Consider the following 16,482-nt stretch of genomic DNA (forward strand, 5'->3'; position numbering starts at 1 on the left):
CCGGGGGTTGCCTTTCACGTGAGGGCGGGCCACGTCACGAGACCCAGCGTCGCGCTTCCACGGTGCGGTGCGTGAGCACCAGCGAGAAGACGATGACGGAGGCGAAGAAGACGAAGCTCTTCACGTCCAGGATGCCCTTGAGCAGGTTCTGCAGCTGCGCGTCGAAGGACAGGTGCATCAGCACCGAGCGCGCCGGCTCCTCGGCCCCCTGCGCCACGCCGGACAGCAGCATCCACGGCAGCAGCACCGCGAAGGTGAGGAAGGCCGCGAGCATCTGGCTCTCCGTCAGCGCGGAGATGAACATGCCCACCGCCATGCACGTCGCGCCCCACAGGAGGATGCCGCCGTAGCCCAGCATCACCGTGGACCACTCCAGCGCGGTGCCGGAGTCCGCCTTGCCGAACGCGGAGAGCACCACCGGGAAGACGAGCGTGAGGCCCAGCGTGGCGCAGATGATGCCGACTCCGCCCAGGTACTTGCCCAGCACGATTTCGATGGGGCGCACCGGCGCGGTCATCAGCAGCTCGAGGGTCTTGTTGCGCTTCTCCTCCGCGAACAGGCGCATGGAGAGGAAGGGGGCGACGAACAGGGTGATGATGATGACGATGCCCCACAGCTGGACGACGACGCCGTCGGTGAGGTTGCGGTACGCGGTGAAGTCCTCGGGCAGCTGGGACCAGTTCGTGCGCCGCGCCATCTCCTGCACCTGCTGGAATCGCTCCAGCAGGCCCACGAAGAAGAACGACGAGAGCGCCACCATCGCCGTGAAGACGCCATAGGCCCACGGGGTGGTGAAGTAGAGGGACAGCTCCTTGCGAGCGATGGCCAGGGCGATGCGCATGGGCCGACGGGTTTCCTTGGAAGAGGGACGAAAGGCGCGCGCTCAGGCGGCGGTCAGCTTGATGAAGACTTCTTCCAGCGACGCGCTCTCGGCGGTGCCCTGGGTTCCGGCCAGCTTGCGGAGGTCGTCGTAGGCGGCGATGCGCCCCTGGTTGAGGATGAGGACCTTCTCGCACGTCATCGTCACCTCCGGGAGGATGTGCGTGGAGAGGATGACGGTGTGCCTGCCCGCGAGGCTCTTGATGAGCGCGCGCACCTCGGCGCGCTGGGCGGGGTCGAGCCCTTCGGTCGGCTCGTCGAGGATGAGCACCGGCGGCGAGCCGAGCAGCGCCTGGGCGATGCCGGTGCGCTGCTTGTAGCCCTTGGACAGGTTCGCGAGGACGCGGCCCAACACATGGGTGACGCCGGTGAGGGCGGCCACGCGCTCCACCTCGGTCTTCTGCTCACGCGAGGGCAGGCGCTTGAGCGAGGCGACGAAGCGCAGGTAGCTCTCCACGGTCATCTCCGGGTAGAGCGGCGGCGTCTCCGGAAGGTAGCCGATGCGGCGCTTCACCTCGAGCGGATGCCGGTGGACGTCGAAGCCACCCACCCGGGCCACTCCCTCCGACGCGGGGAGGAAGCCGGTGAGGATCTTCATCGTGGTGGACTTGCCCGCGCCGTTGGGCCCGAGGAAGCCGAGGATTTCGCCCTCTTCGACGCTGAAGGTGAGGTCGTCGATGGCCACGCGGTCGCGATACCGCTTGGTGAGGTGCTGCACCTCGATCATCGCCATGGGGAGGCTCCAGGAAGACGTGCTCGACCTGGGCCGCCGGCCGTGGAGGTGTGTCTCGGACGGCCCGGGCAGAACCGCCGCCGACTATAGGAGGGGTCTTCGGGGTGTCAAGGCGACGCCCGGCGAGCGGCCTGGGTGCTTCCCTTCGCTGGCCGGGCTCCTGCAAGACTCCACTCCGGTGTGGTTCCCCGGACACGCCCAAGAAGGGTAGTGAGACGCTCATGCCTATCGTGGTCCAGAAGTACGGCGGCTCGTCGGTGGCCGACGTGGAGAAGATTCGCAAGGTGGCGCGCCGGGTGAAGGACAAGCGCGACGCCGGGTACCAGGTGGTGGTGGTGGTGAGCGCCATGGGCGACACCACGGACGAGCTGCTGGCGCTGGCCAAGCAGGTGTCCCCGGACCCCGCGCGGCGGGAGCTGGACATGCTGCTGACGTGCGGCGAGCGCATCTCCATGGCGCTGCTGTCCATGGCGCTCCAGGAGATGGAGGTGCCGGCCATCAGCTTCACGGGCAGCCAGAGCGGCATCATCACGACGGACGCGCACGCGCAGGCGCGAATCGTGGAGGTGCGGCCCTACCGCATCCACGACGAGCTGGCGCGGGGCAAGGTGGTCATCGTCGCCGGCTACCAGGGCGTGTCCTACAAGAAGGAGGTCACCACGCTGGGGCGCGGCGGCTCGGACACGACGGCGGTGGCGCTGGCCGCGGCGCTGGAGGCGGAGGCGTGTGAGATCTACTCGGACGTGGATGGCATCTTCAGCGCGGACCCGCGCGTGGTGCCGGACGCCCGCAAGCTGGAGTCGCTGAGCTACGACGAGATGCAGGAGCTGGCGAGCGCGGGAGCCAAGGTGCTCAACGCGCAGGCGGTGGAGTGGGCGAAGTCGCGCGGCATCGCCATCCTCGCGCGCACGGCGCACGCGGAGGGCAGCGGCACGGTGGTGCGTGAGCTGACCGCGCCGTCGGACAGTCGCATCAAGGGCGTCACCGCGGACGCGGAGCTGGCGGTGCTCGCGGCGGGCGCCGAGGTGCCGCTGGCGGAGCTCCTGGAGTTCCTGGACGCCCGGGGCGTGCGAGGCCGCTCGCTCGGGTACGACGGGCTGACTGGGGGCGCCGGGCACGCGTACCTGCTGGTGCCGCTGGCGGACATCCACGGGCCGGAGGCGCTGCGCAAGGAGCTGGCCACGCGCTTCGGCGCGGCGGTGACGTGGCGCGAGGAGCTGGGCACCGTGACATGCGTGGGCGTGGGCCTCAACGCGGACTGGGCGCCCTTGCGTCAGTCTCTGGCGGCGGCCGAGGAGCTGGGCGCGAAGGTGCATGCCGCGCACACGTCTCCGCTCCAGCTCACGCTCCTGGTGGACAAGCCGCACCTGAAGCCGCTGACGGCGCGGCTGCACCGCGAGCTGCTCGGCGCGTAGAAGCGAAGACCGATGTCGACACGGCCCGCGCATGTCGGATGCGTGAGGCCGTGCACCGCGGGCGGCGGCCGCGAGCCTCGAACTCGCGACTCACCGCGCGAAGCAACCTCCCACGCGACAGCCCGCGTGGGAGGTCATCACCTGAGTGCTACTCGGTGAGCTCCGCCGTCGCCGTCTGCATGGCGGTGGGGCAGTCGGACTCGATGGCGCCCACGTCCGGCGCGGCGCCGCAGTAGGGCAGGCCCAGGTCCATGCCCTTGTCCACCGCGCCCGGCCCGGGCTCGAGCGAGTCCGTGTCGACCAGCGCGTTGAGCGCCTCGATGGAGGTGACGTCCTGGCCCTCCTGCTGCTTCCACGCGGCGAACAACGTCCCCACCCACGACAGCTCGGGGACGAAGAAGTTGCCCGTCGTGAAGTTGGCGCCCGGCCGGTAGAGGTTGGACTCCATCTTCAAGCCCGGCGCGCTGTGGCCCAGGTGCACCGCGTTCTTCGTGTCGAAGATGTTGTTGCGCACGGCCACGTTGGTGGAGTCGCCCCCCGTGCCGTGGCCGAGCACCAGCGCGAACCCGTTCGTCCCCGTCACGGTGTTGTGCAGCACGCGCACGTCCACGCCGTTCTCGATGCGGATGGCGGAGCCCTCGGGCGTCTTCAGGTTGAAGATGCGGTTGCGCCGGATGGACACGTTGGTGGGCGGGGCATTCAAGCGGTTGCCGCCGATGGCGACGCCCAGCGAGGACTGCGAGATGTCGTTGTCCTCGATGATGATGTTCTTCGCGGAGTAGTGCACCACGATTGCCTCGCCCCGCGACGTCGCGGACTTGGTGAAGCCGTGCATCCGGTTGCCGCGCACCGTGACGTCGTGACACGTCTTGATGTCCACCGCGTTCTCGCGGTTGTCATACATGTCGTTGCCCTCGATGAGGACCCCGGCGGCGGGCGCGTCGTTGCTGAAGCCCTCGGGCCCCAGGCACTGCACGGAGTCACCCGAGTTGTCGTGGATGTCGTTGCCGCGCACGGTGATGTTCTTCGACGTGGGGGCGATGACGACGCCGTGGGAGTCGGTGCTCCCCTGGGCGAAGTGGTGGATGTGGTTGTTCTCGATGGTGACGCCCCGCGCGCCGGCGTCGGTGCTGATGCCGCTGCCGAAGGAGCCGTGGTGCAGGTCGTTGTTCGCCAGCACGCTGCCCTGCGTGTCACCGGCGAACGTCACCGCGACCTGGCGCTGGCCGCGCACGTCGAACTCGAAGCCCTCGATGCGCCAGTTCGGCCGCTGCACGAGCGCCATGTACCACCCGCCCGAGGTGGGGACGATCTTCGCCTTGCCCTCACCACGCAGGGTGATGGGCGCACTCGCGGTGCCCGCGCGCACGCTGGAGTCGAACACCAGCTTCTCCGCATAGGTGCCCGCCTGGACGCGGATGATCTCGCCTGGACCCGCCAGGGTGATGGCCTTGGAGATGGTGCGCAGCGGCCTCGACTCGTTGCCGGCCGCGGAGTCGTTGCCGGCCGGACTCACGAACCACTCGCGGGAGTACTGGGGCTCGGTGGGCGCCTCGGGTGAGGGCGTGTCCGGAGTGGTGGGCGTCGTTGGAGACGGTGTTGGAATCTCCGTGACGGGGGGCGTGGGGTCCGGCTCGGGCTGCTGGGGATTGCCGGTGGACGGGAGGGTGGGGCGGGTGGGGTTGGGGATGGCGCCCGAGGGGGAGGTGGACTCCGTGTTTCCGGTACAGGCGAGGCCTCCCACGGAGAAAGCTCCGATGAGGCACAGGCTGCGCAGCGTGGACATGGGGGGTTGACTCCTCTGGGGGGTGAGCGAGCCAATGAACGTCCGGGAGGGCGAGCGCTATTCTGGCTCCCCGCGCCGTCCGTTCCCTCGTGAAGCAGGCGACCTGTCTTCCTTCCCGCGCGAGAAGCACTGGTGAAGGAGGGCCGTAGCTCGGTCCATTCCGGTACCACGAAGCGCCAAGCCGATGGAACGTCACTCGTGCTCGGCCACCTGACGGGCGGCGATGGCTCGCAAGGCCCGTCGTCGAGCGACGAGGCAGTCACTCGCGACGGTGTCCGTTACGCGGCGAACACGAGGGCCTGGAGGGCGAGACAGGAGTCGAGGCGGGCGTGCCTACAGTGCGCCGCCTCGCACGCTGGCCGCTGCGTGGACATCGTGCGACCGGACCCGACAGGAGGAGCGCCCATGGCCCTGCAGAACGACTATCAGGACGTGCTCGAGGTGGCGAAGACGGTTGGCGCGAAGGTCGAGTCCCGAGAGGAGAACGGGAAGCTCATCCTCAAGGGCTCGGTGGACCACGCGTGGGACCGCGACCGCATCTGGGATCAGATCAAGGCGAAGCACGCGAACTGGCAGCAGGAGATCATGGTCAACCTCACCGTGACGAACGCGGAGCCGTACGGCCTCTACACGGTGAAGTCCGGCGACACGCTGGGGAAGCTGGCCAAGGACATCTACGGGGACGTGAAGCTGTACCCCAAGATCTTCGAGGCCAACAAGGACCAGCTCAAGGACCCGGACAAGATCAAGGTGGGCCAGGTGCTCAAGCTGCCGCCCAAGTCGATTGCGCAGGCCTGACGGAGCCGGTCAGGGCAGCAGGCCCGGGATGCTGCCACCGGGCCTCGGCGTGAGGTGGAAGCGGATGGTGCCTGGCGCCAGCAGACACGCCGGAGGCACGGGGGCCGGGAGGATGGCCCGGTGCGGCGGCCGCGAGCACATGCCGAGCAGCGGTCCGGTGGAGTAGGGCGCCCAGGGCCATCCACGCTCCACCCGCTCCGGGAGACGGGGCGGCTCGGGGGCGTCGCTCAGGGCGAGCGAGTCCTCCTCGGGCAGCGGCGTCGTGTCCGGCACGAAGACGATGCCCTCGGGGATGGGCTCCTCGCGCTCCGGTGTCCCGATGATGGCCGCGATGCGCTCGGCGCCCTCATCCCGCGACGCGACCCGTCCCGAAGTACACGCACACAGCACCGTGGCGCCCAGGAGGGCGAGGCGTGCGGAACGGGCTGGGAGGGTCAGGCGAGGCGACATGGCTCTCCGGGGCGCTCGGACCGATGTTCCCCTGGGGCTGACCCGAAAGGAAGATGTGCGGCCGGCCTCACGCGGGGGCAATGTCCCCGGGGGTGAGGTGACGCGCTCATGCGTGTCCACCCTCCGAGGAGCAGGAGGGCGCCTCGTCAGCACGCCTGCTCGTGGCCGAGCCCCACGCCCGCCTCCGTCCCTAGCTTGCCCGAGGGAGTGGAGCGCGGAGGTCGTCGACCATGCTGTGTCAGAACTGTGGAACGCGCCCGGCCGCGGTCCAGCTCAAGAAGCGGATGGAGGGACAGGAGACGACCCTCCAGCTCTGCAACCACTGCGCGAGCGCGATGGGCGTGGGGCTGAGCGGAGCGAACGGCTTCGGCAGCCTGGAGAGCCTCGTCGAGCAGTTGATGGGCCCGCGCCCGCGGAGCCGGGAGAACCTGCTCACGCAGCTGTCGGAGATGGCGCAGCAGGTGTTGGAGCGCGCGGCGCGGATGACGCTCGACTCGGGCTATGAGCGGATGCGCATCGAGCATCTGCTGTTGTCGTTGTTGCACTCGGTGCCGGAGCTGCGCGAGGCACTCAAGCACCTGGGCGCGCCCGTGGACGAGTTCGAGACGCGACTGGACGCGGTGATGCCGCGCCGCGAGCCGCGCAAGGCGGCCGTCGTCGCGCTGTCCTCCGGCGTCAAGCGCGTGCTCCAGATCGCGCGGCTCCAGGCCCTGCAGATGGGGCACAGCTTCATCGGTCCCGAGCACCTGTTGCTGGGCATCCTGATGGAGGCGGAGAGCTTCGCCGCGCAGTTCCTCTCGGGCGTCGACGTCAACGAGCTGCGCAAGCGCCTGATGGCCTCGATAGGGGGCCCGGCCACGCCCGCGCCCGGAGGCGCAGCCCGTCAGGGGGGCGGAGGCCTGCCTCCGAACCTCACGCGCTTCACGCGGGATGTGTCCGCGCTCGCGCGAGCCGGCGAGCTGGACCCGGTCATCGGGCGCGAGAAGGAGATCAGCCGCGTCATCCGCATCTTGAGCCGCAAGACGAAGAACAACCCGGTGCTCATCGGCGAGCCGGGTGTGGGCAAGACGGCCATCGCGGAGGGGCTCGCGCAGCGAATCATCTCGGGGGATGTGCCGGAGGTGCTCAAGGACAAGCGCGTGCTGTCGCTGGACCTGGGCAGCGTGCTGGGAGGCACGAAGTTCCGGGGCGAGTTCGAGGAGCGCTTCAAGGGACTGATGGATGAGATTCGCGCCCTCAAGGGGCAGATCATCCTCTTCATCGACGAGGTGCACACGGTGGTGGGCGCGGGCGGCGCGGAGGGCGCGGTGGACGCGTCCAACCTGCTCAAGCCCGCCCTGGCGCGGGGCGAGCTCCAGTGCCTGGGTGCCACGACGCTGGACGAGTACCGCAAGAACATCGAGAAGGACGCCGCGCTCGAGCGGCGCTTCCAGCCGGTCATGGTGGCGGAGCCCACGCCGGAGCAGGCCATCGAAATCCTGCGCGGGCTGCGTGACGCGTACGAGGCGCACCACCGGGTGAAGATTCTGGACACGTCGCTGACGGCGTCCGTCGAGCTGTCGGACAAGTATGTCAATGACCGCTTCCTGCCGGACAAGGCCATCGACCTGCTCGACGAGGCCTCCGCCATGGTGCGCCTGGGCGCGCGCACCGCGCCGGACCGCCTGGGCGAGGTGGAGGCGATGCTGGAGCAGAAGGAGAAGGACAAGAGCGCCGCGGTGGCGGGGGAGCGCTACGAGGAGGCCAGCCGCCTCAAGGGCGAAATCGAGACGCTGCGCACCGAGCTGGAGGGGCTGCGGACCCAGTGGCAATTGAAACGCGGTGTCACCGAGCCCTCCGTGACGCCCGAGGACATCGCCACCGTGGTGAGCGAGTGGACGGGCATCCCCGCGCGCAAGCTGCAGCAGGAGGAGAGCCAGCGACTCTTGGAGATGGAAGACGCGCTGAAGCAGCGCGTGGTGGGGCAGGAGGACGCGCTCCGGGCCATCGCTGAAGCCGTGCGCCGTGCGCGCGCGGGGCTGAAGGACCCGAACCGGCCCATCGGCTCGTTCCTGTTCCTGGGGCCCACGGGCGTGGGGAAGACGGAGACGGCGCGCGCGCTGGCCGACTACCTGTTCAACGACGAGGCCGCGATGATCCGCCTGGACATGTCCGAGTTCCAGGAGCGCCACACCGTGAGCCGTCTCATCGGCGCGCCGCCCGGTTACGTGGGCTACGAGGAGGCCGGTCGGTTGACGGAGGCGGTGCGGCGCAGGCCCTACTCGGTGCTGCTGTTCGACGAGGTGGAGAAGGCCCACCCGGACGTGTTCAACCTGCTGTTGCAAATCCTGGATGACGGCCGGCTCACGGACTCACGCGGGCGCACGGTGGACTTCAAGAACGCGGTCATCATCATGACGTCCAACCTGGGCTCGGAGGCGATGGGGGCCGCGAGGGCGGCGCTGGGCTTCCAGCGCTCGGAGGACGAGGAGAAGACGGGCCGGGAGCGCGCCAGCGAGGCGGTGATGAACGCGCTGCGCGGCCACTTCCGTCCGGAGTTCATCAACCGCATCGACGACATCATCGTCTTCCATCCGCTCAACCCCGCGCAGTTGAGGCGCATCGTCGACACGATGCTGGAGGCCACCCGCCGCAAGCTGCACGGGCAGAACCTGCGCCTGGAGCTGACGGACGCGGCGCGCGACGCGCTGGCGGAGCGGGGCTTCGAGCCGCGCTATGGGGCAAGGCCCCTGCGCCGCGTCATCCAGCGCGAACTGGAGACGGAGATCAGCCGCATGCTGCTCCGAGGCTCGGTGAGCGAGGGCCAGCGCATCCTCGTCGACTTCCAGGACGGACACTTCGTCTTCACCGCGGACGCCGGTGTCTCCGTCACGCCCGAGCCGACGACAGCCCCGTCATGACGGCGCGCGGGTGCTGTCCAGGATCCAGGCCAGGTAGGGCGCATGGCCACCGGCGATGTCGAAGCGCAAGACTTCCGGCACGTCGTAGGGGTGCAGCTCGACGATGCGCGAGCGCAGGGCGTCGAAGAGGGAGGCGCGCGTCTTGAAGAGGATGAGCGCCTCCGCGTCGTCCTGCACCTTGCCCTCCCAGTGGTAGATGGAGCGCAGCCCGGGGAGGATGTTGCCGCACGCGGCGAGCTGCTCCTCCACGAGGCTTCGCGCCAGCTCGGCGGCCTTGTCGGCGGAGGGCGCGGTGACGAGGACGAGGATGGCGTCGGTCATCCGCGCATTGACGCAAAGGACCCGCGGGCACGTCCACTGTCGTGAGCCGGAATACCCGGCTCCGACCCGGAAGCGCTCAGCGGCCCGCGCTGCGCATTCCCGCGGGCGGGTTGTGCAGCGAGTCCATCTCCTGCCGCGTGCGCCGACGGTCCGGCGTGTCCTTCGGCAGCTCCACGAAGGTGCACATCTCGCACAGGCGGCTGTAGATGCGCTCGCCCACGCGCTCGCGCAGCAGCTCGTAGTCCTTCACCGCGGCGCGCGCGTCCTCCGTGGTCCGGTAGCCCGTGGGCCCGTGGGTGCGCTGCTTCTTCTCCGGCTCCAGCGAGTAGTTCGTCGCGAACAGCGTGGTGCGCCCCGCGTTGTAGCGGCGGGCGATGAGCTCATCGAGCGTCTCCATCTCGAAGGGACTGCCGCGCCCCTTGCCCAGCTCGTCGATGGCCAGCACCTCCACCTCCGACAGCGGCCCGATGATCTCCCCGCCGCTCTTTCCCTCCTGGAAGCCGCGCCGGATGGTGGCGTAGAGCAGCGAGATCTCCACGTACCGCGCCCGCACGCCCACCTCGATGACCAGGTGGCCGAGCGTGGCCGCGAGCAGGTGCGTCTTCCCCGTGCCCACCGGGCCACTCAGGATGAAGCCCTTGGACGTCGCGCCCTTCACGTACTGGTGGCCGAAGTGCATCGCCACGCCGCGGCCCCGGTCCTGCGCCTCGTTGAAGGCCCGGTAGTTGTCGAACGACGCATGCGCCACCACGCCGGGCAGCCGCACCTCGTTGTAGAGCGACACGCGCCGCCGCCGCCGCGTGCACGTGCACGGCTCCATCACCTCGTAGCGCTTGGGGCCCACCTTCTGGCTGAAGACGGCCTCTCGCTCCACGAGCACATGGCCACGTCCCTCGCAGACGGAGCAGCTCTCCGAGCACACGCACACGCGCGCCTGGGCCTGGTCTCCCTGCCGTTCGATGACGTACGTCCGGCCGGAACACACACGGCAGCTGTCGCCGCCCACCTTCGCTCCCACACCCATCTCGCGCATCGCCATAGCAGAGCCCTTCCCCGTCCCCTCGTGAACTGAACGCACGAGCAGTGTCGGGCCGCTTCTCACACTTCCTTCACGCCCAGTCGTCGCCGCACCGCCGCCACCAGGCGAAAGCGCCGCGACAGCTTCCTCGCGCGCACGGACATCACCTGTTGTTCGCTACCCACCGAAAGCGCGTCGCGCCACACCTGGTGACGTTGAGAGAAGGGCAGGGCGCGCAGGAGCACCAGGAAGCTCAAGGACTCCTGGGCATCCAGCGCGGAGGGCTCCTCCGGAACGCGGGCCAGCACCGTCCCACGCAGCCACGCCACCCGGGGCGCCAGCGTGGAGTCCCGCCCCGCCAGGTCCTCGAGCGCGTCCACCAGCCGGGCGTGTCGGGTCTCTTCCCACGACAGCGCCTTGCGACGTCGCGAGGGGGCCTCCGGCTCCGCGGCCACGCCCGCGCCCGCCGCCAGCGCGCGGTACTTCTTGATCTCCGCGTCCACCTGCCGCCGGCACGCGCGCAGGTTGCGCAGCACCGGCTCACCCGGACGCGCATCCCACAGGGCCTTCTCCGCGGAGCGGGAGATGCCTCGCGCCACCACCTCGAAGGGCACGCCCTCCCGGGCCCACGCCGTGAGCAGCTCCGTGTCCAACGCCGACAACATGAGCCCCGCGCCACGCACCGCGAGGAAGTAGTCCTGCACCAGCTCCTCGAAGCTGGCGCTCTCTGGCAACAGGCTCATGATCCAGCACAACTCCCAGCAGGGCGACCGGACAGCCGGCCGTCCGCTCCCCCATACCCGGTGGGTCCGACAAGGCAACCACCTTGTCGTCCTTTTCACAGTCGTTCTGGAAGTTTGCCGGCATGCTTTCCACTTCTGGAGCGGCCAGCCAGTCAGGGTTGACCCTGCCCTTGGAAACCGCGCATAGTGGTTCTCCCCGAATGGAAATTCCCGAAGATTCCCGGCCACTTGGCTGTCTGGCAAGCAACCGGGGACGCCGGTCCCCCCCGCTTAGGAAGACCATGCGCCGTTCGCTCCTCGTCTGCCTCGTGCTCCTGGCCACGGCCTCCGCCGCTCAGGAGAAGAAAGCGCCGCGTGACGCCGACCTCGGCAGGAAGTCCGCCACCGCGGTGGACAAGTCCCTTGCCGGAGACATCACGCGAGAGAAGAAGAAGGAAGAAGTCGCTCCCGCGCTCCAGTACGACCAGTTCCGCCTCGGCGTCGAGTTCCAGGTGGCTTCCAAGCGGCGCGAGCAGATCGCCTCGCTGAAGAAGATCATCTCGCTGTCGCCGGACCCGAAGGAGGTCCCCAGCCTGTTGTTCCGGTTGGGTGAGTTCTATTGGGAGGAATCGAAGTTCTATTTCTTCGAGGCCAACCGCAAGGACGACGACCTGCTCAAGGCGATGAACGCCAACGACGCCGCGGGCCAGCAGCGCGCCAAGGCGGAGAAGGCGGAGCTCGTCGCCAGGCAGAAGGAGTACGGCAAGCTCGCCGTCGAGCAGTACACGAAGATCGTCCAGGAGCACCCGAAGTTCGAGCGCACGGACGAGGTGCTCTTCTTCCTCGGTCAGTACCTGATGGAGGAGGGCCAGGACAGGAAGGCGCTCGTCGCCTTCAAGCGCCTGGTGGAGAAGCACCCGACGTCCAAGTTCATCCCCGACGCGTACCTGGCGTTCGGCGAGTACTACTTCAACAACTCCAAGGGCAAGCGCCCGGAGCTGGAGAAGGCGCTGGTGGCCTACAAGAAGGCCGCCGAGTTCCCCGAGAGCCAGGTGTACGCGTTCGCCCTCTACAAGCAGGGCTGGTGCCACTACAACCTGGGCGACTACGAGGCGGCGAAGGACAAGTTCAAGACGGTGGTGCTCTACGGCGAGCTGGCCGGCGCCAACGCGGTGGAGAAGGACGGCGGCAAGAGCGGCCGTGGCTCGCTGGTGCGCGAGGCCCGCACGGACTACGTGCGCGCGTACGCGCATCAGGGTGACGTGGCCCAGGCGCGCGCGGACTTCGGCAAGGTCGCGTCCAATCCGGACGACCGCTTCACGATGATGAAGCAGCTCGCCAACATGTACTACGGCGACGGCAAGGACCGCGAAGCGGCGCTGACCTTCAACTCCCTCATCAAGGAGAAGCCGCTGTCGCCCGAGGCGCCCGGCTTCCAGGGGAAGATCGTCGACTGCATCCTGCGCATGGGCAACAAGGAGCGCACCGTGGCCCAGGTGCGCCGGCTCGTGAAGATCATGAAGGAGGTCGAGGGCTCCGGCGTCATCAAGGAGGACAAGGACAAGAAGCTGCTCGCCGAGGCGAAGGAGCTGTCCGAGCGCACCCTGTCCAACCTGGCCGTCACCTGGCACAACGAGGGCAAGAAGACGCGCAACGAGGACACGTTCCGCTACGCGGACGCGGTCTACAGCGACTACCTCACGCTCTTCCCGGACAACCCCAAGGCGTACGACCTGCGCTTCTTCTGGGCGGAGCTGCTCAACGACAACCTGCAGAACTACGAGAAGTCCGCCGCCAACTACACGCTGGTCGTCCTGCAGGACGCCAAGGTGCTGGAGGCCAAGGACGACAAGGGCAAGCCCAAGCCGGGCAAGCCGGGCAAGTGGCTGCAGAACGCCGCCTACAACGCGGTGCTCGCCTACGACGAGGTCGTCAAGACGGCCGAGTCGCGCGGCGAGGCGAAGAGCGAGGGTGTGTCTTCCGACATCACCAAGAAGGCCACCATCCCCACGCTGAAGAAGGCGCTGCTGGACGCGTGCGAGCGCTACCTCAAGTACGTGCCCAAGGGCGACAAGCGGGTGGAGATCGCCTTCAAGGCGGCCAACATCTACTACCGCCACAACCACTTCGACGAGGCGGTGCTGCGCTTCAGCGAGATCGCGCTCGGCTACCCCGAGTACAAGTTCGAGGACGGCTCGCGCGCGGCGGAGATCAGCGCCAACCTCATCCTGGACTCGTACAACCTGCTGCAGGACTTCGCGAAGGTGAACGAGTGGGCGCGCCGCTTCTATGCCAACGACAAGCTTGCGACGGGCAAGTTCCGCGACGACCTGGCGAAGCTCATCGAGCAGTCGTCCTTCAAGCTGGTCAGCCAGCTGGAGGAGAAGAAGGAGTTCGCCAAGGCGGCCGAGGCATACCTCAACTTCGTGCACGACTTCCCGCAGACGGAGATCGCCGACCTGGCGCTCTACAACGCGTCCGTCGACTACTACAAAGCCAAGATGCTGGATAAGACCATCGAGGTCCGCGCCCGGCTCTTCGCGCAGTACCCCCGTTCCAAGTACGTGCCGGACTCCATCTACGCGAACGCGGAGGCGCTGGAGGCCATCGGCGACTTCGAGCAGGCCGCGACCACGTACGAGCTGTACGTGAAGGGCTACGAGCGCAGCCTCGGGGAGAAGGGCGGCGGCGGCGCCAAGGCGCGCGGCAAGAGCGCCAAGAGCGCCAGGAAGGGCGGCGGCGACGACAACAAGCCCGCGGTGGTGCAGAAGTGGGACGAGTCCAAGGCGCAGGTGGCGCTGTTCAACGCGTCCACCTACCGCGAGGGCCTGGGCCAGACGAAGGCCGCGCTGAAGAACCGCGAGCGCTACCTGGAGCTGTGGCCGAAGGCGAAGGATGCGGACGACATCCGGCTGTCCATCATCGACCTGACCGGCAAGAGCGGCGCGGCGATGAAGGCCATCAAGATGCTCGAGGAGTACGAGCGCGACAACATGCGCTCGGCCAGCAAGTTCCTCACGGCCGAGGGTCGCATCATCGACCTGTACAAGAAGATGAACAAGACGCGCGACGTGGTGCGCATGTACAAGCGCGTGGGCGAGCACTTCGACCAGCTGCCGCGCCGCGTGCAGACCACGCTGGAGAAGCCCGCGCTGGCCACCGCCGCCCAGGCGCACTTCCTGGGCGTGGAGCCGGACTGGGCCGAGTACAAGCGCCTGAAGCTGTACTGGGGCGCCCCGCCGTCGCCGGACCGCTTCCGCGCCAGCATCCAGGACAAGAGCCGCGCGCTGCAGGTGGTGGAGAAGAAGTACGTGCAGACGGTGTCCCTGGGCGCGCCCGAGCCGTCGCTGTGCGCGCTCAACCGCATCGGCCTGGCGTACGACCACTTCGCCGACCGCGTCACCAACGCGCCCATGCCCCGCGGCCTGGACGAGGAGTCCCAGCAGGCGCTGCGCGACGAGTTCTCCAACCAGGCCCAGCCGCTCAAGGACAAGGCCACGGAGGCCTTCGCCGCCACGGTGGCCAAGAGCCGCGAGCTGGACGTGTTCAACGACTGCGCCGCCGAGGCGCTGAAGATGCTGCGCACGACCTACCAGCCGGACCGCTACCCGGAGATGCACGAGGAGAAGGTCGCCCTGAAGAGCCGCAGCCAGCTCATCGGTGGTGACGTGCTCGCGGGCATCCAGGACGTGCCGCCCCCGGCGCCCACCGCGGTGGCCGAGGCCCAGAAGAAGAAGGAGACGCTGCAGGAGGACCTCACGGACCTCACCGCGCAGCTGCGCTCGCAGACCGAGACCCAGGTGGACACCAAGTCCACCGCCTCCACCCCGGATGGCACCAAGCCCGCCAAGTCGGGCGGCGCCGACGAGGAGCCGGAGGACTTCCTCTAATGAACCGGACGACCCGTACCATGCGCCTGTTCCCCCTGCTGGCCGCCGCGGCGCTCATCGCCGCCGGCTGCTCCTCGTCCAAGGCCACCGGCCCCGCGGCTCCGTCCAAGGGCCCCGTCGCGAAGTCCCCGTCGGACGCGCCGCCGCCGCCCATCTCGAACACGGCCAAGGCCCGCTTCGAGGACGCGGTGAAGTCCTTCGACACGCAGAAGAAGGCCAAGGCGTTCGACTACCCGGCGCTGGAGCGCAAGTTCAAGTCGGCCCTGGAGTCCGACGCGAACCTGGCCGAGGCCGAGTACAACCTGGGCGTCATCGCCGAGCGCCAGGGCAACACCACCGAGGCCAAGGCCCGCTACAAGGCCGCGCTCACCAAGAAGCCTTCGCTGCGCCAGGCGTCGGAGAACCTGGCCGTCATGGAGCAGAACGCGGGCAACGTGGCCGGCGCCGTGGCCCTCTACCAGGAGGTCCTCCAGCGCTACCCGGACGACGCGCAGTCGCGCGCCCGTCTGGCGGAGATCTACCGGCAGCAGAACGACCACGACAAGGCGATGGAGCTGTCGCGCGGCGCGCTGATGCGCGACCCCGCGTCCACCACCGCGCTGAAGGTGATGATCCGCAGCTACCTGGACCGCAAGCAGCTCTCCATGGCGAAGCTGGTGGCGCTGCGCGGCGTGAAGCTGGACGGCGCGGACCCGGAGCTGCACCACCTGGTGGGCATCATCCAACTGCGCGAGGGCAACGCGGACGACGCGCGGCTGTCCTTCAAGAAGGCCCTGGAGGCGCGCGACGACTATGTCCCCTCGCACGTGGAGCTGGCCCAGCTGTCGCTCGACGCGGAGGACTACCCCGGCGCCGAGGAGCACCTGCGCCGCATCCTGCAGGCGGACGGGAAGAACGCCACCGCGCACCTGAACCTGGGCCTCTCCTACAAGGGCCAGGGGCAGTACGACAAGGCGATGCAGGAGTACGACGAGGCGGAGAAGCTCGACCCGGAGCTGGCGGCGGTGAGCCTCAACCGCGCCATCATCCTGCACAAGGTGAAGGACGCCCCCGAGCGCGCCCTGGAGCTCTACAAGAAGTACGTCGCCATGGCGGGTGACGGCGTGGGCCTCTCCGGTGAGTCCCCGGTCTTCGGGCTGCTGCGCGAGGCGGAGACGCTCGTCAACGCCAAGCGCGAGGCCGCCATGGCCGAGCAGCAGGCGAAGAAGATGGAGGAGCTCCAGAAGCAGCAGCAGTCCCAGATGCAGGCCGCGGAGAAGAAGAACCAGGAGAAGAACCAGGCCCCGCCCCCGGGTGGCGCCGTGGCTCCGGTGGCCGGCTCCGGTACGGGCGCGCAGGCCACGCCCGCGGGTGGGACTCCGCCCCCGTCGCCCGCACCTGCGCCCGCGCCCGCGGAGAAGAAGAATGCAGGCACGGCGGATCCTTCCGAGCCGGGTGAGCCCGAAGACGACCTGCTGTGAAAGTTGGGACGTCCCCGGGTGCCTTCGCTGTGGCGGGCCCCGGGGCGATGATGCGAACCTTCGCGGTGTCCGCGTCAGCGGACACACGGTGTGGAACGGGCCCGGCGGGG

Annotated in this window: 12 protein-coding genes; 5 read left to right on the forward strand and 7 right to left on the reverse strand. The window is 68.7% G+C overall.

The features are described from left to right. Positions 1-34 precede the first annotated feature (34 nt). Together K8625_RS25015 and K8625_RS25020 are read right to left on the reverse strand one after the other, a co-directional pair. Complete coding sequence (locus K8625_RS25015; RefSeq protein WP_223784107.1) at positions 35-841, reverse strand: ABC transporter permease; 807 nt, start codon at positions 839-841, stop codon at positions 35-37. 42 nt (positions 842-883) lie between these two features. Continuing rightward, complete coding sequence (locus K8625_RS25020; RefSeq protein ID WP_223745870.1) at positions 884-1,606, reverse strand: ABC transporter ATP-binding protein; 723 nt, start codon at positions 1,604-1,606, stop codon at positions 884-886. Positions 1,607-1,833: 227 nt separating this feature from the next. Here K8625_RS25020 and K8625_RS25025 point away from each other — a divergent pair, with 227 nt between their 5' ends. Next, a complete protein-coding gene (locus K8625_RS25025; RefSeq protein ID WP_223784108.1) occupies positions 1,834-3,027 on the forward strand; it encodes an aspartate kinase in 1,194 nt (397 codons plus the stop codon). Between the two features lie 148 nt (positions 3,028-3,175). On the opposite strand, the gene K8625_RS25030 is transcribed toward K8625_RS25025, so the two are convergent. Then, positions 3,176-4,813, reverse strand: coding sequence for a nitrous oxide reductase family maturation protein NosD (locus K8625_RS25030; RefSeq protein WP_223745725.1), 1,638 nt, complete (start codon positions 4,811-4,813; stop codon positions 3,176-3,178). 405 nt (positions 4,814-5,218) lie between these two features. Between K8625_RS25030 and K8625_RS25035 the strand changes: the two genes are divergently transcribed. Next, a complete protein-coding gene (locus K8625_RS25035; RefSeq protein ID WP_141324405.1) occupies positions 5,219-5,611 on the forward strand; it encodes a LysM peptidoglycan-binding domain-containing protein in 393 nt (130 codons plus the stop codon). Positions 5,612-5,620: 9 nt separating this feature from the next. Here K8625_RS25035 and K8625_RS25040 read toward each other — a convergent pair whose 3' ends face one another. Continuing rightward, the gene (locus K8625_RS25040; RefSeq protein ID WP_223784109.1) at positions 5,621-6,061 is read right to left on the reverse strand and encodes a hypothetical protein; all 441 of its coding nucleotides are present in this window, start codon (positions 6,059-6,061) and stop codon (positions 5,621-5,623) included. A 230-nt stretch (positions 6,062-6,291) separates the two neighbouring features. Here K8625_RS25040 and K8625_RS25045 point away from each other — a divergent pair, with 230 nt between their 5' ends. Further along, complete coding sequence (locus K8625_RS25045; protein ID WP_223784110.1) at positions 6,292-8,961, forward strand: ATP-dependent Clp protease ATP-binding subunit; 2,670 nt, start codon at positions 6,292-6,294, stop codon at positions 8,959-8,961. Here K8625_RS25045 and cutA read toward each other — a convergent pair. The 3 genes from cutA to K8625_RS25060 form a co-directional block, all read right to left on the reverse strand. Continuing rightward, positions 8,956-9,282, reverse strand: a complete 327-nt coding sequence (cutA, locus tag K8625_RS25050; RefSeq protein WP_223784111.1) for a divalent-cation tolerance protein CutA — start codon at positions 9,280-9,282, stop codon at positions 8,956-8,958. The genes K8625_RS25045 and cutA overlap by 6 nt on opposite strands. A gap of 76 nt (positions 9,283-9,358) precedes the next feature. Continuing rightward, complete coding sequence (locus K8625_RS25055; RefSeq protein WP_223784112.1) at positions 9,359-10,321, reverse strand: ATP-binding protein; 963 nt, start codon at positions 10,319-10,321, stop codon at positions 9,359-9,361. Between the two features lie 59 nt (positions 10,322-10,380). Continuing rightward, complete coding sequence (locus K8625_RS25060; protein ID WP_141324400.1) at positions 10,381-11,043, reverse strand: hypothetical protein; 663 nt, start codon at positions 11,041-11,043, stop codon at positions 10,381-10,383. 281 nt (positions 11,044-11,324) lie between these two features. Here K8625_RS25060 and K8625_RS25065 point away from each other — a divergent pair, with 281 nt between their 5' ends. Both K8625_RS25065 and gltE read left to right on the forward strand, forming a co-directional pair. Then, on the forward strand, positions 11,325-14,912 hold the full coding sequence (locus K8625_RS25065; protein ID WP_223784113.1) for a tetratricopeptide repeat protein: 3,588 nt from the start codon (positions 11,325-11,327) through the stop codon (positions 14,910-14,912). Further along, entirely contained in the window at positions 14,912-16,372 is a 1,461-nt protein-coding gene (gene gltE / locus K8625_RS25070; RefSeq protein WP_223745732.1) for an adventurous gliding motility TPR repeat lipoprotein GltE, read from the forward strand. The genes K8625_RS25065 and gltE overlap by 1 nt, the downstream gene beginning before the upstream one ends. The last annotated feature ends 110 nt before the right edge of the window (positions 16,373-16,482 follow it).

The organism is Myxococcus sp. AS-1-15 (assembly GCF_020037055.1).
In the GTDB taxonomy this organism is placed as follows: Bacteria; Myxococcota; Myxococcia; order Myxococcales; family Myxococcaceae; genus Myxococcus; species Myxococcus fulvus.